The organism is Parabacteroides sp. AF14-59 (assembly GCF_003479515.1).
GTDB lineage: Bacteria > Bacteroidota > Bacteroidia > Bacteroidales > Tannerellaceae > Parabacteroides > Parabacteroides faecis.
On sequence record NZ_QUHH01000002.1, the window covers coordinates 397,249 to 418,231 of the forward strand.

General features: G+C 42.9%; 15 protein-coding genes. 10 read left to right on the forward strand and 5 right to left on the reverse strand.

What is annotated here, in order from left to right; all coding sequences use genetic code 11:
• Positions 1-114: 114 nt before the first annotated feature.
• Genes DWW23_RS03790 through DWW23_RS03805 form a run of 4 tightly spaced genes read right to left on the reverse strand, consistent with a single transcriptional unit; the run spans position 115 to position 4,678 of the window.
• The gene (locus DWW23_RS03790) at positions 115-1,302 is read right to left on the reverse strand and encodes a phosphoribosylaminoimidazolecarboxamide formyltransferase (protein ID WP_122351950.1); all 1,188 of its coding nucleotides are present in this window, start codon (positions 1,300-1,302) and stop codon (positions 115-117) included.
• 20 nt (positions 1,303-1,322) lie between these two features.
• Positions 1,323-2,210, reverse strand: coding sequence for a dTDP-4-dehydrorhamnose reductase (gene rfbD / locus DWW23_RS03795; RefSeq protein ID WP_187576731.1), 888 nt, complete (start codon positions 2,208-2,210; stop codon positions 1,323-1,325).
• The gene (locus DWW23_RS03800; protein ID WP_122351952.1) at positions 2,207-3,436 is read right to left on the reverse strand and encodes a DcaP family trimeric outer membrane transporter; all 1,230 of its coding nucleotides are present in this window, start codon (positions 3,434-3,436) and stop codon (positions 2,207-2,209) included. The genes rfbD and DWW23_RS03800 overlap by 4 nt, the downstream gene beginning before the upstream one ends.
• A gap of 15 nt (positions 3,437-3,451) precedes the next feature.
• Positions 3,452-4,678: a hypothetical protein gene (locus DWW23_RS03805; protein WP_122351953.1), complete on the reverse strand. Its 1,227-nt coding sequence runs from the start codon at positions 4,676-4,678 to the stop codon at positions 3,452-3,454.
• A gap of 156 nt (positions 4,679-4,834) precedes the next feature.
• On the opposite strand from DWW23_RS03805, the gene DWW23_RS03810 reads away from it, so the two are divergent.
• The gene (locus DWW23_RS03810) at positions 4,835-6,199 is read left to right on the forward strand and encodes a TrpB-like pyridoxal phosphate-dependent enzyme (protein ID WP_075559306.1); all 1,365 of its coding nucleotides are present in this window, start codon (positions 4,835-4,837) and stop codon (positions 6,197-6,199) included.
• Positions 6,200-6,308: 109 nt separating this feature from the next.
• Here the strand turns inward: DWW23_RS03810 and DWW23_RS03815 are convergent, their stop codons facing one another.
• A complete protein-coding gene (locus DWW23_RS03815) occupies positions 6,309-6,716 on the reverse strand; it encodes a DUF3836 domain-containing protein (RefSeq protein ID WP_122351954.1) in 408 nt (135 codons plus the stop codon).
• A 367-nt stretch (positions 6,717-7,083) separates the two neighbouring features.
• On the opposite strand from DWW23_RS03815, the gene DWW23_RS03820 reads away from it, so the two are divergent.
• The 9 genes from DWW23_RS03820 (at position 7,084) to DWW23_RS03860 (ending at position 20,949) form a co-directional block, all read left to right on the forward strand.
• A complete protein-coding gene (locus DWW23_RS03820) occupies positions 7,084-8,292 on the forward strand; it encodes a hexokinase (protein WP_122351955.1) in 1,209 nt (402 codons plus the stop codon).
• Between the two features lie 166 nt (positions 8,293-8,458).
• A complete protein-coding gene (locus DWW23_RS03825) occupies positions 8,459-9,040 on the forward strand; it encodes an RNA polymerase sigma factor (protein ID WP_122351956.1) in 582 nt (193 codons plus the stop codon).
• An 89-nt stretch (positions 9,041-9,129) separates the two neighbouring features.
• Positions 9,130-10,113 (forward strand): FecR family protein, encoded by a 984-nt coding sequence (locus DWW23_RS03830; RefSeq protein WP_122351957.1) that lies wholly within the window; start codon positions 9,130-9,132, stop codon positions 10,111-10,113.
• 186 nt (positions 10,114-10,299) lie between these two features.
• Positions 10,300-13,728 carry a TonB-dependent receptor gene (locus DWW23_RS03835; protein ID WP_122351958.1) on the forward strand — a complete coding sequence of 1,143 codons (3,429 nt, stop codon included), beginning with the start codon at positions 10,300-10,302 and terminating at the stop codon, positions 13,726-13,728.
• A 27-nt stretch (positions 13,729-13,755) separates the two neighbouring features.
• Positions 13,756-15,534 (forward strand): RagB/SusD family nutrient uptake outer membrane protein, encoded by a 1,779-nt coding sequence (locus DWW23_RS03840; RefSeq protein WP_122351959.1) that lies wholly within the window; start codon positions 13,756-13,758, stop codon positions 15,532-15,534.
• 108 nt (positions 15,535-15,642) lie between these two features.
• Positions 15,643-16,242 carry an alkaline phosphatase gene (locus tag DWW23_RS26920; protein WP_122351960.1) on the forward strand — a complete coding sequence of 200 codons (600 nt, stop codon included), beginning with the start codon at positions 15,643-15,645 and terminating at the stop codon, positions 16,240-16,242.
• A gap of 8 nt (positions 16,243-16,250) precedes the next feature.
• Positions 16,251-16,703 (forward strand): alkaline phosphatase, encoded by a 453-nt coding sequence (locus tag DWW23_RS26925; RefSeq protein ID WP_122351961.1) that lies wholly within the window; start codon positions 16,251-16,253, stop codon positions 16,701-16,703.
• A 45-nt stretch (positions 16,704-16,748) separates the two neighbouring features.
• Positions 16,749-19,250, forward strand: a complete 2,502-nt coding sequence (locus DWW23_RS03855; RefSeq protein WP_233564259.1) for a PQQ-binding-like beta-propeller repeat protein — start codon at positions 16,749-16,751, stop codon at positions 19,248-19,250.
• Positions 19,251-19,353: 103 nt separating this feature from the next.
• Complete coding sequence (locus tag DWW23_RS03860) at positions 19,354-20,949, forward strand: alpha-L-fucosidase (protein WP_122351962.1); 1,596 nt, start codon at positions 19,354-19,356, stop codon at positions 20,947-20,949.
• The last annotated feature ends 34 nt before the right edge of the window (positions 20,950-20,983 follow it).

Below are 20,983 nucleotides of genomic sequence, written 5' to 3' on the forward strand. Positions count from 1 at the left end.
GGAGTAATTTTATACGAATCATTTACAACCTATATAGTATAAAAATGAAGAAACCAGTGACAGCAATATATTTACTGCCACTGGTTTCTTTATCTATTCCTGAAAAAGCAACAATCAATGATGGAACAACCGTACACCTGTAAACGCCATGGTTATACCATATTTATCACACGTATCGATCACATGGTCGTCACGGACCGAGCCGCCTGCCTGTGCGATATATTCCACGCCACTCTTATGAGCACGTTCGATATTGTCACCGAACGGGAAGAAAGCATCCGAACCTAAAGATACACCGTTCATAGTATCCAACCAGGCACGTTTTTCTTCGCGAGTCAGTACTTCCGGCTTTTCAGTAAAGAACTGTTCCCAGATACCGTCTGCCAATACATCTTCATGGTCGTCGCTGATATATACGTCGATGGTGTTATCACGGTCCGCACGGCGGATCTTTTCAACCCAGGGCAGGTTCATTACTTTCGGATGCTGGCGCAGATACCAGATATCGGCCTTGTTTCCAGCCAGGCGGGTACAGTGGATACGACTTTGCTGGCCGGCACCGATACCGATAGCCTGTCCGTCTTTTGTATAGCAAACAGAATTACTCTGCGTATACTTCAGGGTGATAAGGGCTATGATCAGGTCACGTTTGGCCTCTTCCGGGAAATCTTTATTTTGGGTCGGGATATTGGTCAGCAGGCTTTCGTCCAGCTTGATCTCGTTACGTCCCTGTTCGAAAGTGATACCGAAAACATCCTTATGTTCTACCGGAGCCGGTTTATAAGCCGGATCGATCTTGATGACATTATAAGTACCTTTTCGTTTATTTTTCAGAATCTCCAAAGCCTCCGGAGTATAGTCGGGGGCAATGACCCCATCCGATACTTCGCGGTTGATCAGACGGGCGGTCGCTTCGTCGCAGGTATCGCTCAAAGCGATAAAGTCGCCGTAAGAAGACATACGATCCGCACCACGGGCACGGGCATAAGCAGTTGCCAGAGGAGTAAGCGGAAGATCGTCTACAAAATAGATTTTCTTCAACGTATCGCTCATCTCGATCCCTACGGCAGCACCGGCCGGACTGACATGCTTGAAAGATGCGGCTGCAGGCAGTCCGGTAGCCTCTTTCAGTTCTTTTACCAACTGCCAACTATTAAAGGCATCCATGAAATTGATGTATCCGGGACGGCCGTTCAATACCTCGATAGGCAATTCACCCTGCTGCATAAAAATGCGCGACGGCTTCTGGTTAGGGTTACAGCCGTACTTCAGTTCTAAAGAGTTTTTGTTTTCTGTGCTCATATTGCTTGTTATATATGATTCTATTTCATCTCTGCCATTCCTTCCTCCAGGGAATGAGGGGCGTATCCCAATATACGTTTTGCCTTTTCGATACTTAATCCGCTGAAACGGGGACGCGGGGTAGCTTCGTTCATCTCTTCCGTAGTGACCGGAACAATCAACGAACGGTCCAGTTTGAAATAATCGGCTACACGATAGGCTATATCGGCTATCGAAAGACATTCGTCTCCGCAAATATGCCAGATTCCATTTTGAGAGATGTGCATAAGTTTCTCAACTCCGTCAGCAATATCCTGTACCCAGGTAGGTGTACGGTACTGATCGGAAACGACACGTATCTCCTGACCGGCTTGCAGACGGTTCTTTACCAGTTGCAGGATATTGCCATGCTGCCCGGGTAATGCTTTTCCGTAAACAACAACAACGCGGACATTTGCATAATTACTGCAATTAGCCGCAACAGCCTGCTCTCCCTGATATTTAGATATACCGTAGTAATTTACAGGAGCCGGGGTATCCGTTTCAGTATATAATTCCGCTTTCTTGCCGTCAAATACAAAATCGGTCGACAAATGGATAAAACGGCTGCCCGCTTTTTCACAGCAACGGGCTATATTCTCTACTGCCAAAACATTAGTTGCGTACGCTTCCTCATGATGCGACTCACAATAATCGGGAACAGATAAGGCGGAACCGTTTATCACGACATCCGGGCGGATTTCAGCGATCAACCGGTCAATTGCCGGATGATTATTCATATCTGCCTGAACGAATCGGTAGTTATTTCCAGGCAAAATATCCTCATGCAGGGAACAGCCGGTCAGTTCATAGATTCCCTGGCGGGACAGAGACTGTAAGATCCGTCTTCCCGTAAAACCGTTCGCTCCAATTATCAGTGTTTTCATCAGAATGAATATATTAATACACCTAACACACGGTGGTTTGTTACTGAATGCGTGCTATGGATACGTCCGTCGGCCTGCATTTTATCCTTGTCGCCATACCAGGCCAGGGACGGACTATACTCCACTCCCAACTTCCAATGAGGCAAGACATACGACATCTGCAAATTAGTGGTAAATACCTGGTCGACTTCCAGGCCGACACCATAAGTCGGTCCGACAATGTCCTTGCCCGCACCCAAATTTTTCAGATAACCGACAAACAGACCCGGTTGCCATTTCTTTCCGTACACTACATTCAGCCAGGTCATCGAATGACGGTAAGGCGTATATTCCTGTTCGCCGGTACGCTTGTCGATGCTGCTGACGCCATACCCACCCAACATACAAAGGTGAGCCAGATTGGAACCCAGCAACGTCTTTGCCGAAATCTTCCAGTTCTCATCCGTATAGCGGGCATGAGCTTCAAAAGAGACGGAAGTAACCCGTTCCTTTACCTTATATACATTATCTCCCACAGTTGATTTGACACGCGGTGCGATGGACAGGATATCGGCTCCTACGCCAGCCATCCAGTTATCTTTTTTGTAATCCGCTCCAAAATAAAATTCCGGTACGCAACCGTTCTTTATATATTCTTCGCTTTTTCCGTTCGGACCGGTAGATAAATACTGCAACTGCCAGATCGCCGCTCCGGTCAGGCTCCAGTCCTGATCCGTATACCGGTAACGTAACATCGGATTACGGCTGAAAGGCTGGAATGGTGCTCCCGTAGAGAGATTCAGCATTTGTGGGAAAATATCCCCGAACAACGGATGCCAGGTCTGGCCGATCAAGACAGCCGATTTACCCCAATCGAGATTCACATAGGCATGCCGTACACGGATCATAGCAAAGTTACTCCCGGAACCACGAAAATCGACCTCCAGTTTGGCTGTCGTCTTCGCTTTACCGACACTCGGACCGGCAACATCTATTCCCAAACGGGAATAAAGCAGATAGAAACTGCCATTGGCCGTTGCATTCAAATCATTACCGTCAGCATCCGGATCGACATCTTTCGGATACAGATGAAACAAGCCGTCCACTATTTCCGAATTGGCACGTGAGTTGTAAAACAGGTCGCCACGTACCTGTCCGTAAAATTTGTACGAAAAATTCTTTTTCTGTGCATAACCGGACGTTGCCATCAATAATCCGGCCAATAAAAACATACCTAGCTTCGTTCTCATTTAAAAGCGTTCAAATTAGAAATAATACATAACCAATCCCAATATGCGGTGGTTGGTTACGGCGTGGGTGTTTCCCACTTTACCATTCTTCTGGTCGATCGTACCATACCAGGCTGTTGCCGGAGAATATTCCAGACCGATCTGCCAGTGAGGTAAATTATATGATAAATTCACATTTACAGTAAACAATTGGTCGATATCCAATCCCATACCGTAGACGGTTTTCGACGCAGTCAACTCATCGTCCGTACCGAGATTTTTGGTATATCCCACGAAAAGTCCCGATTTCCATTTCGTTCCATAGGTGAAATTCGCCCAGGTTGTCGAATGGCGGAAAGGAGTATATTCCTGTTCACCGGTCTTCGGGTCGACAGAGCTGATACCATAACCACCGATCAGAGCCGTCTGGTCCAGACAGGAAGCCATCAGGCTTTTGGCTGCAAAGGTATAATTACGTCCGGTATATTTCAAGTGAGCTTCATAGGAATATGTCGTCATCCGCTCATTTACTTTATAAACTTTGTCATTTATCTCCGATACCGTACGTGGTTTCAGGGAAATCAGGTGGACACCCGCTCCTGCCAACCAGCCGTTATCAGAAGTATAGTCCGCTCCGACATAAAATTCCGGCACGCAACTGTTCTTTATATAATCCTCACTCATCCCTTTCGGACCGCTCGACGTATATTGCAGCTGCCAGATGGCAGAGGCTGTGAGCTTCACCTTACCGGCTTTATACTGATAGCGGATTTGCGGACTGCGGTTGAACGGCTGAAAAGGTGCTCCCGTAGAGAGATTCAACATATCCGGGAAAACGGAGCCGAACAGCGGATGCCAGGTGTGACCGATCAAGACATTGCTTTTATCCCAATCCAGTGCAACCCATGCCTGACGGATACGTAACATCGTCGTACTCGACGAAAAGCCACCGAAGTCCGTCTCGAGACAAGCGGAAGTACGTGCCGAGCCGACATTCGGACCGGTCACACTGATCCCCAACCGGGATGTAAACGTATAGAAACTGCCATTTGGAGTCGCATTCAGGTCTTTCCCGTCAGCATCAGGTTTTTCATCCAAAGGGAAAAGGTAGAAGTTTCCGTCTACCGGAGCCATATTCGCACGCGTGTTGTAAAACAAGTCACCACGCACAAAACCATAAAACTTGTAAGTGAAGTTTTTCTTCTGGGCAGTTGCGGAAAACAAAGTCAGTGCACTTACCAGTAGCAGAGCTAGCTTTTTCATTGTTGTTGTTTGTTATCTATTTGTCTAATTTGAAGGCACAAAGGTATATATTTTTGTTTATTCAATTTGAAGAATGAAATATTATTTGTTACTTTGCTTCCAAGTTGTAAGCCTTAAAGGCCAAATCGATTAATAATGTAAACTACATAAAGAATTATGAGTACTAAAAAGTTTTTATTGGAGGAGAAAGACATACCCACAGCCTGGTATAATATTGTGGCTGATATGAAGAACAAACCACTTCCTATTTTAAATCCGCAGACCAAGCAACCGATGAAAGAAGAGGACCTCTATCCCCTGTTTTCCAAAGCGGCTTCACATCAGGAGATGAACACGACCGATGCCTGGATTGAAATACCGGAAGAAGTTCGCGAATTATACAAGGTATGGCGTCCCACTCCGCTGGTTCGTGCCTACGGACTGGAGAAGATGCTGGATACTCCTGCACATATTTACTTTAAGAACGAAAGTGTCAGCCCGATCGGTTCACACAAACTGAACTCTGCCATCGCTCAGGCTTATTATTGTAAGCAGGAGGGCGTTACCAATATCACCACTGAAACAGGTGCCGGACAATGGGGTGCCGCTCTTTCCTATGCAGCCAAGGCTTTCGGCCTGGAACTGGCTGTTTATATGGTAAAGGTCAGCTATCACCAGAAACCATACCGCCGTTCGATCATGCAGACCTTCGGCGCACAGGTCATCGCTTCACCGAGTATGAGTACAAAAGCCGGACGTAAGATTCTGACCGACCATCCGAACTACCAGGGAAGTTTGGGTACTGCCATCTCGGAAGCCGTAGAACTGGCTATGCAGGTACCTAACTGTAAATATACATTGGGTAGCGTATTGAATCACGTGATGCTGCACCAGACCGTGATCGGTCTTGAAGCTGAAAAACAGATGGAAATGGCCGGAGAATATCCGGATGTGGTAATCGGTTGCTTCGGTGGCGGTTCGAACTTCTCAGGTATCACCTTCCCCTTCCTGCGTCATAAACTGACAGAAGGTAAAGATATTCGTGTGATCGCTGCAGAACCGGCTTCCTGCCCGAAACTGACACGCGGACAGTTCCAGTATGACTTCGGTGACGAAGCCGGATACACTCCGCTGATTCCGATGTTTACATTAGGACACAACTTCGCTCCTGCCAATATCCATGCAGGGGGGTTGCGTTATCACGGTGCCGGTTCGATCGTTAGCCAGTTGATGAAAGACGGGCTGATGAATGCTGCCGACGTAAAACAATTGGATACATTCAAAGCCGCAACGATGTTTGCACAGGCCGAAGGCATTATCCCGGCTCCGGAATCTTCGCATGCAATAGCCGTAGCTATCCGTGAAGCAGAGGAAGCAAAGAAAGAAGGAAAAGCCCGCACAATCCTGTTCAATCTCTCCGGTCACGGTTTGATCGATATGGCTGCTTACGACCAGTATCTGGCAGGCGACCTGACCAATTATGAAGTGACAGACGAAGATGTTGCCAAGAATCTGGAAGAATTAGAAAAGATTATCGGATAAAACGATAATCTTTTACAAAATAAAAGTGGCGCTAATAACAGGGACTCACGTCTTTTGTTATTCGCGCCACTTTCGTGTGTGTGTCTATGAATGTTTTAAAAATAGGTTCTTACGAGAAAATCTCTTCGTAGCTTGTAGCCGGAACAATCATTTTTTGCTGGTTCAGGCTATAATCTTTTTTCTTTTTGTCCCACATTCCGTATTCGGAAGTTATATTTCCATCTTCATTATACTGATAAGAAATCAGATAATAAGGATCCCATGTTTCTTTTGTCTTATTCCAGCGATACGCTTTCTTTTCAGCGACTCTGCCGTTATCATTATAGGTGAATTCGTATTTCACCTGTTTATTCAAAAGCCCTTCTTCTTGCAAGAATACTACTTTTGAAACAATCTTTCCGTTCTCCTCTTTCGTATCATAAAGATAGTTTCTGGGAGACGCAGCACTCATTGCCAGACTACAAACGAACAAAACAACAAGTGACAAAATTTCTTTTCTTAAAATTGAAGCTTTCATAAAATATATTACTTATAAGATTACTTTCAAATTGCGTGCAAATGAACATAGTTTTCCGGTGCAAACCAAATATTTTCTGACATTTTGATAGACAAAATGAGTTATTTAACTATTTTAAACTACGTTCAACTTATACAAAGACCGAGTACAACTTACAATTTATAAGAAAGAGTACTCCAAACATCTGAATAAAGCTATTTTCTATTCGATATTTCTTAAAAACCGAATAGAATATCATCAACAACTTACAAATTGACATTAAGAGTTTTTTTGAACATCCTACACATTCTTTAGAACTAAATATCTACTTCCATTTGTTATTTACAAATAAAGGAAGGATATTAGTACCTTATTAAATCAATATATCATGGAGAGGAATATTTTTAAACTGGAAAAAGAGCAATTGAAAGAGATCGCTCTTTCATTACGACAGAAAGTAGAAGAGGGGTTAGCAAAAGACAATGCTGAAATACAATGCCTCCCGACATTCATTACCCCAAAAAGTAATAATATAAACGGTAAGGCATTGGTTCTTGACTTGGGAGGAACCAACTACCGTGTCGCTACCGTTAACTTCGCAAACGATAAAGCGACGATTCATCCTGAGAACGGATGGAAAAAGGATTTATCGGTCATGAAAACTCCAGGTTTCACCCGAGAGGAATTATTTAAAGAGTTAGCTGATCCGATCGGAGAGATCAAACGGGACGTAGAAATGCCAATAGGTTACTGTTTTTCATATGCGGCTGAATCACTTCCGGACGGCGATGCCAAATTATTGCATTGGACGAAAGGGGTTCACATCAAAGAAATGCTTGGACAGCCGGTAGGGAAACCATTGCTCGAATACCTCAATGAACGGAACGAACCTAAATTCACAAGTATAAAAGTATTGAACGATACGGTTGCCAGTTTGTTTGCCGGACTTACGGATAGTAACTATGATGCTTATATCGGACTGATAGTCGGAACCGGAACCAACATGGCAACTTTCATTCCTGCAGATAAGATCACCAAACTTCCTGCTTCCACACAGGCAGACGGATTGATCCCTGTCAATCTGGAATCAGGTAATTTCCATCCGCCTTTCCTGACGACGGTCGACGAAATGGTCGATGCCTGCTCCGACAGCCGTGGTATGCAACGATTCGAAAAGGCTGTTTCCGGCATGTATCTGGGAGAAATACTGAAATCGACTTTCCCGCTCGATGAGTTCGAAGAAAAATTCGATGCCCAGAAACTGACTACCATCATGAATTACCCGGATATCCACAAAGAGAAATATGTACAGGTCGCCCATTGGATCTATAACCGTTCTGCGCAACTGGTAGCTTCCTCTCTAGCCGGTCTGATCTCTTTACTGGTTTCATATAACAAGGATATCAAAAAGGTTTGCCTGGTGGCTGAAGGCAGTATGTTCTGGAGCCTCAACAGAAATGATAAGAATTATAATGTGCTCGTAATGGAAGAATTGGATATTCTACTGAACGAACTCGGTATAGGTGATGTAAAAGTTCACGTTAATAAAATGAACAATGCCAACCTAATAGGTACCGCTATTGCAGCATTATCTTAAAAGAAGACCCGGGTTTGCTCATTTAGTTTTTGGCAAGCCCGGTTTATTGCTCCTAAAAAACTATTAATTCAAATTTATTCGCTATTCTCATTAGAAATGCTACTTTTGTTGCGTACCAGTCATAAATATTTAAAAGAATACCTGAGAAAACTACAAGGGGAAAGGGATGATTAGCAGCACAGAAGAAAGAATATTAGTAGAAGAGTTAAAGCATAATTCCTATAAAGCCTTCACACGGCTTTATAATAGCTATCTGCCTCACCTATATGGATTCATTTTTGAGGCACTCAAATCTCATGCCCAAACCGCAGACATCACACAAGAAACATTTATCCGTATTTGGGAAAACCGTACAATGATCAACCCGGAGTTATCATTTAAATCATTCATTTTTACGATAGCCCATAATTTAGTGATCAGCGAATACAGGAAACAAATAAACAGACCGGAGTTAATTGACTATATCGAATTTACCAATAATTCGAACCTTATTGACGACTCCACACAGCATAAGATAGACCTCGACGAATTTATCTCCCGCCTGGAAAAGGCCAAGCAACAACTGCCACCACGCCAAAAAGAAATCTTCGAACTAATAAAAGAACATGGGATGACATCTACCCAGGTAGCCGAGCAATTAGGAATCAGCGAACAGGTGGTAAGAAATCAGTTGTCGGTTTCTTTGAAAACATTAAAAAAAGCATTGAATGATTCTCTGATCTTCTTTCTACTTTTCTTTTCCAATTAACAGACAGCTCACACGTCTATGTTATAAAACATAAAACAGGTTATATTACAAAACCTATACTCACACGTATTACTTATAAATATTGTACAATGAACAAGAACAAAATAGATATATTACTAAACAAGTATCTGAAAGGGACAATATCCAGAGAAGAGGCTGAAGACTTACAAGAGTTATCTAATCTTTGCAAGAATAATGAACTTAAAGAAGCTTTTAGAAAACAATGGGATAAATACCAGCTATCTCCGGAAATGAATTTTCCGGAGATTCGAGATATCTCGAATAAAATCCATAAGAGCATACATGCAACACGTAAAAAATATATCATTAATATATGGACAAGAATCGCCGTATCCATATTACTTATAGTTACAACCGGATTATCTGTATTCTTAATGATAGATGATAAACAAATGCAGACATTAGGAGAACGAGAAATTATAACTCAGGTCGATAAAGGGCAACGGGCAAATATCACTTTGCCGGATGGAACGACCGTACAACTTAATTCCGAATCTACTTTAAGTTACCGGCAAGACTTCGGAATACAAAACAGAGAAGTAAAATTCAATGGCGAAGGCTTCTTCCAGGTAATCAAAAATCCTGATAAAAAATTCATTGTCAACACTCAATATATGGATGTCGAGGTACTGGGTACATCTTTCAATTTCTTCGCTTACGAATCAAAAGACATAGTTGAAGTTACACTGGTGGAAGGCAAAGTATTCCTATATACCAATACTTCCCCCAGGCAGACCACTATTCTTGAACCAAACAACAAAGCGATTTACAATAAAAATACAGGCAAACTGAATGTGGAACAAACCAATACAACATTCGAAACAGCCTGGCGTGCCACTGAACTGGCATTCCGTACCGAGCCATTAACAGTAGTATTGGCCAAAATAGAACGAAAATATGGAGTAATTATCAACATTGAAAACGAACAACTCTTCTCCGAATTTTATACCGGTGTATTCGAGAAAGAGGATCTGACAGAAGTCATGAAAGTATTACATGCACATTTCCAATTCACCTATAAAATAAAAGGAGATACTATCTTTATTAAATAAGAAAGAATATGTCTAACAAAAAAGAATGCTTATGAAGAAAACCTGAAAAACACTAAAATTTATCAGAAATGTAGTGACAAAACAAAGGCCGGAGAACTCTCACCTTCCCCGACCTATTAATTGTCAATACTTGTGATTTAGTCACAAATACCCAAAAGTAAAGTATCAACAAATTTTATTAAATCTATGATTCACAAATCAAATTTTGAAAACAACCTCAAGAACAAAGGTAATACTTTTAATTATTACCGACTTATAATAGCGTTATTATTTATTTTCGCTATTTCTGTTCCGACATTTGCGCAAAACAAGCAAATCTCCTTATCAGTACAAAATGCAACATTAAAAACAGTATTCTCACAAATAGAGAAACAAACCCCTTACCGCTTCTCTTATCGTGAAGCCGATATTGACAATCGCGCGAATGTCAATATTAAAATAACTGACGGAAGTATCGATACAGTATTGGAAAAGATTCTCCCCGCCAAAAATTTGCAATACTCGATATCTTCAAACAGAGTTATGATCACCCCTGCACAGAAAAAGGCAGGAGAGAGTAAAATCAGAACTGGACAAATCAAAGATCAAAACGGTGATCCGATCATCGGAGCCAATATTTCCATCAAAGGGACGACTACCGGAACAATTACCGACATCGATGGTAATTTTAGTATAGAAGCTGCTCCGGGAATGACTTTACTGGTATCTTATATCGGATACACCAGCAAAGAGATCACCATTAACAATCAATCTGTTTATCAAATCAAGATGACAGAAGATACGCAGAATCTGAACGAAATAGTAGTAGTCGGATATGGTACCCAGAAAAAAGCCAACCTGACCGGAGCGATCTCACAGGTAAGCGGAGATGTTTTGAACAGCCGTCCTATCTCCAATCTGGGCCAAGGTTTACAAGGTATTATCCCTAACCTGAATGTAAAGACCGGTTCCGGTCTGCCAGGAGAAGGATCCAGCTACAATGTCCGCGGAAGCACTTCTATTGAAGATGGAAGAGGACCTCTTATTCTCATCGATGGTGTACAAATGGATCCCAACCTGATCAGTCCCCAGGATGTGGAAAGCGTATCCGTATTGAAAGATGCTGCTTCGGCTGCTATTTACGGAGCACGCGGAGGATATGGCGTAATCCTTATCACCACTAAAAACGGAAATCAAAACGATAAAGCAACAATTTCCGTCTCTGCAAACTGGGGAGTGCATCAGCCAACTACCGTAGCAAGAACACCCAACTCACTGAACTGGGCGAACTACATCAATCAGGTAGCAGCGAACGCAGGACAACAGCCGGTTTACAACGACACTTACATGTCTTATGTGAAAGCTTACTACAATGATCCTCAAAATAACCCGGCAGTCTTTTATGACCCGGCAGCTAATGACCCCAAGCATTTAAATGATCCTACCGCCTGGTCCTACTGTGGAAATACCGACTGGTATGGAGAGACCATTCATTCACTCGCTTTCGATCAGCGTTACAATATTTCCATGCAGGGAGGTACGAACAATACAAAATATTATGTATCACAAAGTTACAACAATAACGGTGGGTTAATGAAATATTATAATGACACATATCAACGGTGGAATACGAATGTAAAAGTTAGCTCACAAATCACTAAATGGCTGGAACTTACAGGTAAAGTAATGTATAACTATTCTGATCAGGATCTACCGACTCCCGGCATCTGGGGCGGATGGAGTAACCTATTCATGAATTACCTCTCTCCATTCATGCCGATCAAACATCCGGATGGAAACTTCTCTGGACAAGGGGCTGATACAAATCCGGCAGCAATACAAGAACAAGGAGGTCACGGACGTACAAAAATCAATGATGCCTGGTTAACCGGCGCCGTTAAGATCACACCTTTCGAAGGATTGACGATCAATGCAGATTATACCTTCAATTACTATAGCAAAGACGAAGACATCTTCGTTCGTGAATTCTATGAATACCGAAGGTTGCCGGGAACGGAAGCATTGTATCCATGGACAACTCCTAACAGTGTAAAAAACACGCAGAAAAACGATTACTATGGTGCATTCAATATCTATGCCCAATATGACAAAAGCATAGCCAAAAATAATTTCAGCATTATGGTCGGATACAATAACGAAACAAAGTCCAACCGCGGCTTCGGAGTAGAAAGACAAAAACTGATCAGTAATGATGTTCCTTATATCGGCTTGGCTTCCGGAGAGACCTACACGCGAAATGACGCCTCTACAGGTTGGGGAATAGAGGGTGCGTTCACGCGAATCAACTATAATTACGATAATAAATATTATTTGTCATTCAATGGTCGATACGACGGGACATCCAAGTTTCCCTCCGGACACCGTTATGCCTTCTTCCCTTCTGTCTCTGCAGCCTGGAGAATATCCGGCGAGAAATTTATGGAATCAACGCATAGTATTCTCGACGACCTGAAAATCCGTCTATCGTACGGTTCACTGGGTAATCAATCCGGTGTCGGAAACTTCTCGTATTATCCGGGAATGGGGGTTAATACAAACTTTGGCTATTTAATGAATGGAGCCAAAATTTCAAAAGTTTCCGTACCGGGGCTAGTTAGTAACAGCTACACATGGGAGACTATCAATCAATTTGATATAGGGTTCGATTTTTCTCTCTTGAACAGCAGATTAAACGGTTCATTCGACTGGTACAACCGAATGACACTGGACATGTTAGCCCCCTCTCAACCTTACCCTGCTACTTTAGGGACATCCGCTCCCAAAGTAAATAGCGCTGATATGAAAACACTGGGCTGGGAGTTGTCTTTAAACTGGCAGGACCGCACCTCTTCCGGATTTAGTTATCGGGTTGGATTCGTACTCTCCGATTACCAGGCAGAAATCACGAAATATTATAATCCGACCGGCAATATAGATTCCTGGTACAAAGGAAAAAAGATCGGGGATAAATGGGGATATACCACTGTTGGTTTATTCGAATCACCCGAAGATGTGGCAGGCTGGATAGATCAGTCTAAGATATATGGTGGGCAATGGATGCCGGGCGATGTAAAATTCAAAGACCTGGATGGAGATAATCAAATTACATACGGCAAGAAAACCCTATCAGATCACGGAGACTTGTCTGTTATCGGAAACACTGAACCGCGTTTTAATTATGGCATCACTTTAGGTGGTGACTATAAAGGTTTCGACCTGGATTTATTCTTCCAGGGAATAGGGCGCAAAGACTTCTTCCCGGGCGGTAACGGTTTCTGGGGGTCGGTCAAAAATTATCAAATACCGACAGACTGGGCGGTTGAAAACAGCTGGACTGCAGAAAACCCCGGTGCCTATTTACCACGTCCAAGTATGGGAAACAGCTATAATCAGCAAACTCAAACCGGATATAAAGTAAACGCGGGATATTTACGGTTGAAAAACCTGACCCTGGGATATACTATCCCCAAAGCGCTTACACAAAAAGCCTATATCAGTAGAGCCAGAATATATTTCAGCGGTCAGAATCTGTTCTGTATCACCTCTCTCCCTCCGATATATGATCCGGAGACACTAGACTATAACAAATATCCGGTACAACGGACATTTTCCGTAGGGCTCGATATTAAATTCTAACCACAGTATCCTAATTAAAATAAGAATATGAATACAAAACATATAATAACAGGTTTCGCAGTGCTGTTAACAAGCCTCCCCTCCTGTGATGTGACAGATAAATTCCCCTCAGATAGTTTTACTGATGAAAACTTTTGGAGTTCAACGAAAAACCTGGAACTGTATGCCAATGGTTTCTATGAAACCTTAGGAGGAGTAGGTTCTCATCTGGATGAAGATACAGACATAAGAGCGACAGTCTCCATCAGTGATTATCTGGCAGGCAATTCAGTAGTTCCTCAGAAAGATGATGGGTGGAAATGGGAAAATATACGAGGTCTCAACCATTTTCTGGCAAACTATCAAAAAGTAACCGGAGACGAGGCGACTATCAACCAATATGTAGGTGAGATACGTTTCTTCAGAGCACTGGATTATTTCAGTAAAGTTAAACGCTTTGGAGATGTTCCATGGTACAACAAAGAGATGCAATTGAGCGATACATCTTTAATCTATAAAAAGCGCGACCCACGTGCACTGGTTGTAGACAGTATCATCGCCGACCTCGAGTTTGCTTGTCAAACCATTCCTGAACCTTCTAAAGTTGCAACAGGACGCCTACATAAGTATGTTGCATACCAGGAACTGGCCAGAGTATGCCTGCATGAAGGTACATTAGAAAAGTACACAAGTGATCAGAAGGCTTTGAATAGCCGGGCTACTACTCTTCTGCAAAAAGCCTCGGATGCTGCAAAATATATCATAGAAAATGGTGGCTATGACATTGTCTCCATGAAATTTTATGCACCGCAAGTAGACGAAGCTCATCCGTTGGATTATGCAGCTCTGTTTTCACAAACAGAAGACATATCAGCAAGTAAAGAATGTGTACTGGCACGTGTTTACGCTCCCGGACTGGTTGTCAACTCCTTGTCACGTGATATGGAAGAAAGTCAGAAATCCGGCATGAGTAAAATGATGATAAACCAGTACTTATGTACAGACGGAAAACCGATCGGAGTTTCCGACAGTTATCAGGGTGACAACACGCTGACACAAGAAATAGCGAATAGGGACCGTCGGCTATATCAAACGATACAATGCGAATACCTGCCTTATAAATATGCAGACGGAACCGTTACACTTCCTAATAACCCGCCTGTTATAGCATCTAATTTACCGACAGGATTCAACATAATGAAATTTCATAGTCCAGATCCGGAACAATACACACTGGCTTACAATGCCCATGTACAATGGTTCCTGTATCGATATGCGGAAGTTTTGTTAATCTATGCCGAAGCGCAAGCCGAATTAGGTAAAATTACACAGGAAGACATAGATATCACTATAAACAAACTCAGAAACAGAGCCGGAGTAGCTCCGCTCGATATGAACAATATAACTCCAACGCCTGCTCAGTATAAGATGGATTATGGTTACAGCCTGTCAGATCTATTATATGAAATTCGCAGAGAAAGACTTGTTGAACTATATGCTGAAGGATTCAGATGGAGTGATATATGTCGCTGGCGTGCCGGAAAATTGTGTGAAACGCCTCTTTCCATCTATGGAATAACAGTATCGGAGGAAGTCAGAAAGCAATATGATGCAGTATATGGTTCTTCTGCTTCCCCTCATATGTTCGATATAGACGGAGGGAATGTAGCCACAGCCGTTTATAATGGCAAACGCTATGTAAAATTGTATCAAACCATGACAGACGGCGTAGGATATCGTTGGGACGATAAACTATATTTGAAACCGTTACCGACCGAACAGTTATCGCTCAATCCTAATCTGGAGCAAAACCCGGGCTGGGACTAAAATCCACTCTTGAAGGAGGAATGCCCAAAGGCATACATACAATACACTCTGGGTATTTCCTCCTTCTTTTTGTAATGTACATTGAAGCGTAATAAAAATCAGATAAACATGAAAAACAAAATTTCTTTATTTCTTATTCTATTCCTGCTCTTTTCATCAGCGGTAATTGCACGTTCACCTAAAAATATTATCATCCTGATCGGAGATGGAATGGGTATCAATCAGGTACAGGCCGCTTATACTCAAAACGGAGGATATCTGAACATGACTAACCGCTGTCCATTCAGCGGATTGAGGCAAACAAACTCAGCCAATAAATATACTACAGATTCCGCAGCAGGAGGAACAGCTATCGCTTGCGGCGAAAAAACAAATAATGGAATGGTAGGTATGTCGGCTGACAGTATCCCTATGAACTCCATTATTAGACTGGCAACCTTAAAAGGTATGTCAACCGGAGTAATTTCCACCAGCTCCATAACCGATGCGACACCCGCCTCATTCGTGGCTCATCAGCCCGTCCGGTCGATGCAGGATGAGATCGCGGAAGACTTCCTGAGTAGTGACATCTCCCTGTTCATAGGAGGAGGGCTAAAATTCTTCGAGAAAAGAAAAGACGGACGTAACATTTCGAAGGAACTCACCGATAAAGGTTATAAAATTGCCTATACACTGGAGGATATACAACCGGTTAAAATGGCAAATTAGGAGTACTGATGGCCGAGGACGGCTTAAAACCGGTAAAAGAACGTCCTGCCAATTTTCTTCCGGATGCGACTCAAATGGCTCTCGATTTGCTAAGTAAGAATAAAAAAGGATTTATCCTCATGGTGGAAGGTTCACAGATAGACTGGGCAGGGCATAACAATGATAAAGAATGGATGGTAAATGAAATGCTTGATTTCGATCATGCAGTAGGTATAGCTCTCGACTTTGCAGAACGGGATGGAGATACCCTGGTATTAATCACAGCGGATCATGAAACAGGAGGAGTCACAATTGCAAACGGTGATTATGAGAAAAAAGAAATCACCGTAAAATATAATACCGGAGGACATTCCGCCTCTCCGGTTCCATTTTTCTCTTACGGACCGGGAGCTGAATTATTCTCGGGTTTTAAAGACAATATTGCTTCATTTCACATTATGAAAAAACTTCTGAAACTTTAAGTTTCTCTTAACAGACAGACATCAGTTATAATACATAAAATTCTCATGAAAGAAAAATTAAGAAACATCTGTGTTTTTGCTATTGCTATGACTTGCAATATATACAGTGTAGCTGCGCAATATACCGGACATGTTTTTGTCGATAATAATGGAAACCATCGCTATGACCGGGGAGAGAAAGTGCTTCCTGGCGTATCTGTCTCCGATGGACTGAATGTGGTGCAGACCGATAAAGACGGGAAATTCGAGTTGTCCGGCCATGCCCATGCTCGTTTTGTTTATATTACATTGCCGGCTGGATATCGCACGGATACTTATTATCAACGTATCGCAGATGATATGAACAGCTACGATTTTGAGCTTCAGCCTGCCAATCCGAAAAGTATAAAATCCGATGGAACCCACCGCTTTATCCATATTTCTGATACCCATATGTATGATTCTTACCTTACAGCCCTCGACGGATATGCTGCCAGTTCTAAGGATTTGCGCGATTATGTAGAAAATGAGGATATCGCCTTTCTTATTCATACCGGTGATGTCGCACGTGAAGGATTTGCCTCTTACAAGTACTTTTTGAACAATGAAAATATGCCTGCGTCACAAGTCTTTTATTGCATAGGAAATCACGACCTGGGCAGTGGAAAGTATGGCGAGGAATCTTTTGAGAATCATTTCGGACCGGCATATTATTCGTTTGAAGTAGGTAATATTCATTACATTGTCACTCCAATGCCGGGGGGAGACGGTAAGCCTGATTTTACGCAGGAACGTATCGGCCAGTGGTTGAAGAACGATTTGAAGTATGTACCGGCCGGCAAACCGATAATTTCATTTAATCATAGTGTGATGAGCGGAGACGGACATTTCAGGTTCGGTAGTAATGAAACCGGATTTATTGATTTAGCTGAATATAATTTGAAAGCATGGATCTATGGACATTGGCATCATGACCGGATGTACCATTATGACGGCTCAGACGTACTGATGATTTGTTCTCCGGGACATGTACGTGGTTCTTACGACCATTCTCCATCTTCATTCCGTGTGTTGACTACAGGACCGCAAGGACAACTCTCTTCTGAAATTCGTTATCCGTATATTGACAAGTCCGTTACCATTTCTTCTATTGACAATGGAATGGCTGCAACTCTCTCTGACGGAACGGTTCCCTTGTCTGTCAATACTTATTCATCAGTATCTCCGGTACGGAAAGTTTCTTATAGCTGTTTTAGCCGGGGAAAAAAATACTTATCAGACCGTCCGTTAAAACAAAACTCCGACTTTAACTGGAGTGATAATATAGCACTTCCATCTTCACTGGATAATCAAATTGTGACCGTGAAAGTGACTGCAACCTTTGCCAATGGGGAGGTGTCCCAAGAAAGCGCTTCCTTCTGTTATCGAAATGCTACAAATACACAGGTAAAAGTGAATAAGGATTGGACAAACCTGCTCCAAAACGCCGCACATGTCCCAGAATTAAAAGATACTTTACAATTGCCTTTACAATTAGCCTGGGTGCAAAATATAGGTGCCAACATCTATTTCTCATCACCACTCATCTATAAAGGAGCCATATATGCAGCTTCACTTGATGACAACGGTCTTGGTAAGGCTTCCGTAACTTGTATGGATGCACAAACGGGACAGATCCGCTGGCAGTATCCTTTGAGACATTCAGTTCGCAGCAGCATTGCTGCAGAAGATGGTTGTATTTTCGCACAAGATATAAACGGATGGCTGTATGCCATAGATGCAGCAACCGGTAAACTGGTATGGGAGAAAGACCTGGAGATGGATAAGCAGGTACCGCTGGACAATGGACTGGTAACGTCCGATGGCGTAGTCTATGCCGGAACGGGGCGTTCGTTATGTGCATTCCAGGCAAAAACAGGTGAGTTGATTTGGCAGAACAAAGACTGGGATACCGGACATGGTACTTCCTCCACATTTTCTGTGAATAACGGTATACTGGTCGGCCAGGCTTTCTGGGAAGCGGCCTATGCCAACGATGCCCGTACGGGACAGAAGCTGTGGAGCAGAGGAGGTTATGGATTCGGTAGTTCGGCTGCCATGCATGGAGGGCTGATATATTCCATCTCGAACCGTTCGTTATTTATTGTCGATGCAAAGACTGGCAAGCGGTTAATACAAAAAACATACGATTTCGAGTTGAAGAACCTTTCCACTCCGTTGGTAACGAATGATGAAATTATTTTCGGTACGGCAGAAAACGGAGTAGTGGCAGTTGACCGCAATACTCTGGAAGTGAAATGGCGTTTCCGGACAGGACGGGCCATGATCTATACTGTTCCTACCTTAGGAGATCCGGCCTCACCGGTAGAAGCAAGTCCGGTTTTGAACGGAGATATTGTTTACGTGGGAGCATCTGATGGTGCATTATATGCCCTGAACCGTAAAGACGGTCAGTTGTTGTGGAAGCATGCAATGGGTGCTCCCGTATTGGCGACGGTGGCAGTGAGCGGAAATGCTTTGTTTGTATCAGACTTTTCAGGTAATGTATATGGATTTGTTTCAAAATAAGCCCTTTACATCTCCATGAAAATAAAATGTCACTAGAAGAAATGAGAATAAAAACATCAACAATTATGTTCTTACTATAATAAAGAACAATCTATATGTAAGTATGAAACGAACGATTTATCTACTGGCCTGTATCTTTAGCTTATTGCAGGCCTCTGCACAAAACAACGATTTATCCTGGGAAGAATTACAAAAGCAATATCAATTCCCCCAATGGTACACTGATGCCCGGTTCGGTATTTGGGCAACAATCGGACCGCAATCCGTTCCTTTACTGGGTGGAGGATGGTATGCACGGCATATGTTCATGCAAGATGTGGGTTCACAGCAATTCGGTAAAAACGCATACGAATATCACCGTAAAACTTTCGGACCACAATCCCAGAAAGGATACACGGAAGTTATCCATCAATGGAAAGCTGAACGACTGGATACCGATGAACTTGTCAGATATTTCAAATCGATCGGTGCCAGATATATTGTTGTTCATGCCAACCATCACGATCATTTCGATAACTTTGCATCTACCTACCATCCCTGGAATTCAGTAAACATGGGGCCTCACAAAGACATTGTAGGTCTCTTCGAAAAGTCGACCCGCAAATATAAACTACCGTTCGGAGTCAGTTCACACGACGACCGTTTCCTGGGCTGGTGGCTACCGGCATTCGGAGCTGACACATCGGGTGTTTATAAAGGTATTCCCTACGAAGGCCGGATGACTAAAGATGATGGAAAAGGAAAATGGTGGGATGGTTACGACCCAGCCCAACTGTATGGCCTTCCTCCGGAAAAAAGAACTCCGGAATACGAAGCAGAAGTAAAAAAGAACCATATGCTCCGCCAGCAGGAACTTGTCACAAAATATAATGTCGACCTGTTATGGGTAGACGGTTACGGATTTCCATATGGCAATTACGGGAAAGAAGTATTCCGTACGCTATTCAATAACAGCCTGAAACGTAATGGTAAAATCGATGCCGTCGGAATTGCAAAAGTCGATAAAGAACCGATGTTGGTCAAGGATATAGAAGCAGGTGTAGCGGAAGAAATTCTGCCTTATCCCTGGGATGGAATATTTACCTTCACCCACTGGTTTTACAAAGAAGATAATCCGCTGATGCATAATGCCCGTTCCATTATAGAACTGACAAGCGACATTATCAGCAAAAACGGCAACATGCTCCTAAATGTCGAATTGAAAGGTGACGGAACGATTGCTCCCGAGCATAAAGAGATACTGGACGATGTAGGCAAATGGATCAATATCAACAACAAGGCGATCTATGCCAGCAAACCATGGGTAATTTACGGTGATAATCTCAATTCGTGCAAGCGGGAAATAGAAAGGAATATAGTGAATGCCGATAAGGACAACGTTATGAAAGAGGCTCAAAAGGAAAATTTCAATGCACGCACAGCAAATAGCGCTCCTTACGGACATGATGAAGTACGCTTCACTACACACGGGAAGAACTTGTATATTTTCGTGCTCAACCCGGCCACGGGTAGTATCGATCTGCCTTCGTTGGGACTTACATCGCAGGAACATCCCGGCAAGATACGTTCAGTCAAAATGCTAGGCAGCCATGAAAAGATCCACTTCAGACAGGATAATGAGAGGTTAACGTTCGATATACCCGATAAACGCCCTACCCCTTATGCTGTCGTTTTCGAGGTGCAGGGGGCTATACAATAAACAGACACTAACCTACCAGATAATCAAAAGGTAT

Bases quoted from the DNA above. Each gene is read 5' to 3' on its own strand.
- DWW23_RS03800 (WP_122351952.1), bottom strand. From the start codon at position 3,436: ATGAGAACGAAGCTAGGTATGTTTTTATTGGCCGGATTATTGATGGCA.
- DWW23_RS03825 (WP_122351956.1), top strand. From the start codon at position 8,459: ATGATTAGCAGCACAGAAGAAAGAATATTAGTAGAAGAGTTAAAGCAT.
- DWW23_RS03855 (WP_233564259.1), top strand. From the start codon at position 16,749: ATGAAAGAAAAATTAAGAAACATCTGTGTTTTTGCTATTGCTATGACT.
- DWW23_RS03830 (WP_122351957.1), top strand. From the start codon at position 9,130: ATGAACAAGAACAAAATAGATATATTACTAAACAAGTATCTGAAAGGG.
- DWW23_RS03860 (WP_122351962.1), top strand. From the start codon at position 19,354: ATGAAACGAACGATTTATCTACTGGCCTGTATCTTTAGCTTATTGCAG.
- DWW23_RS03810 (WP_075559306.1), top strand. From the start codon at position 4,835: ATGAGTACTAAAAAGTTTTTATTGGAGGAGAAAGACATACCCACAGCC.
- DWW23_RS26925 (WP_122351961.1), top strand. From the start codon at position 16,251: ATGGCCGAGGACGGCTTAAAACCGGTAAAAGAACGTCCTGCCAATTTT.
- DWW23_RS03815 (WP_122351954.1), bottom strand. From the start codon at position 6,716: ATGAAAGCTTCAATTTTAAGAAAAGAAATTTTGTCACTTGTTGTTTTG.
- DWW23_RS26920 (WP_122351960.1), top strand. From the start codon at position 15,643: ATGAAAAACAAAATTTCTTTATTTCTTATTCTATTCCTGCTCTTTTCA.
- DWW23_RS03835 (WP_122351958.1), top strand. From the start codon at position 10,300: ATGATTCACAAATCAAATTTTGAAAACAACCTCAAGAACAAAGGTAAT.
- DWW23_RS03820 (WP_122351955.1), top strand. From the start codon at position 7,084: ATGGAGAGGAATATTTTTAAACTGGAAAAAGAGCAATTGAAAGAGATC.
- DWW23_RS03805 (WP_122351953.1), bottom strand. From the start codon at position 4,678: ATGAAAAAGCTAGCTCTGCTACTGGTAAGTGCACTGACTTTGTTTTCC.
- DWW23_RS03840 (WP_122351959.1), top strand. From the start codon at position 13,756: ATGAATACAAAACATATAATAACAGGTTTCGCAGTGCTGTTAACAAGC.
- DWW23_RS03790 (WP_122351950.1), bottom strand. From the start codon at position 1,302: ATGAGCACAGAAAACAAAAACTCTTTAGAACTGAAGTACGGCTGTAAC.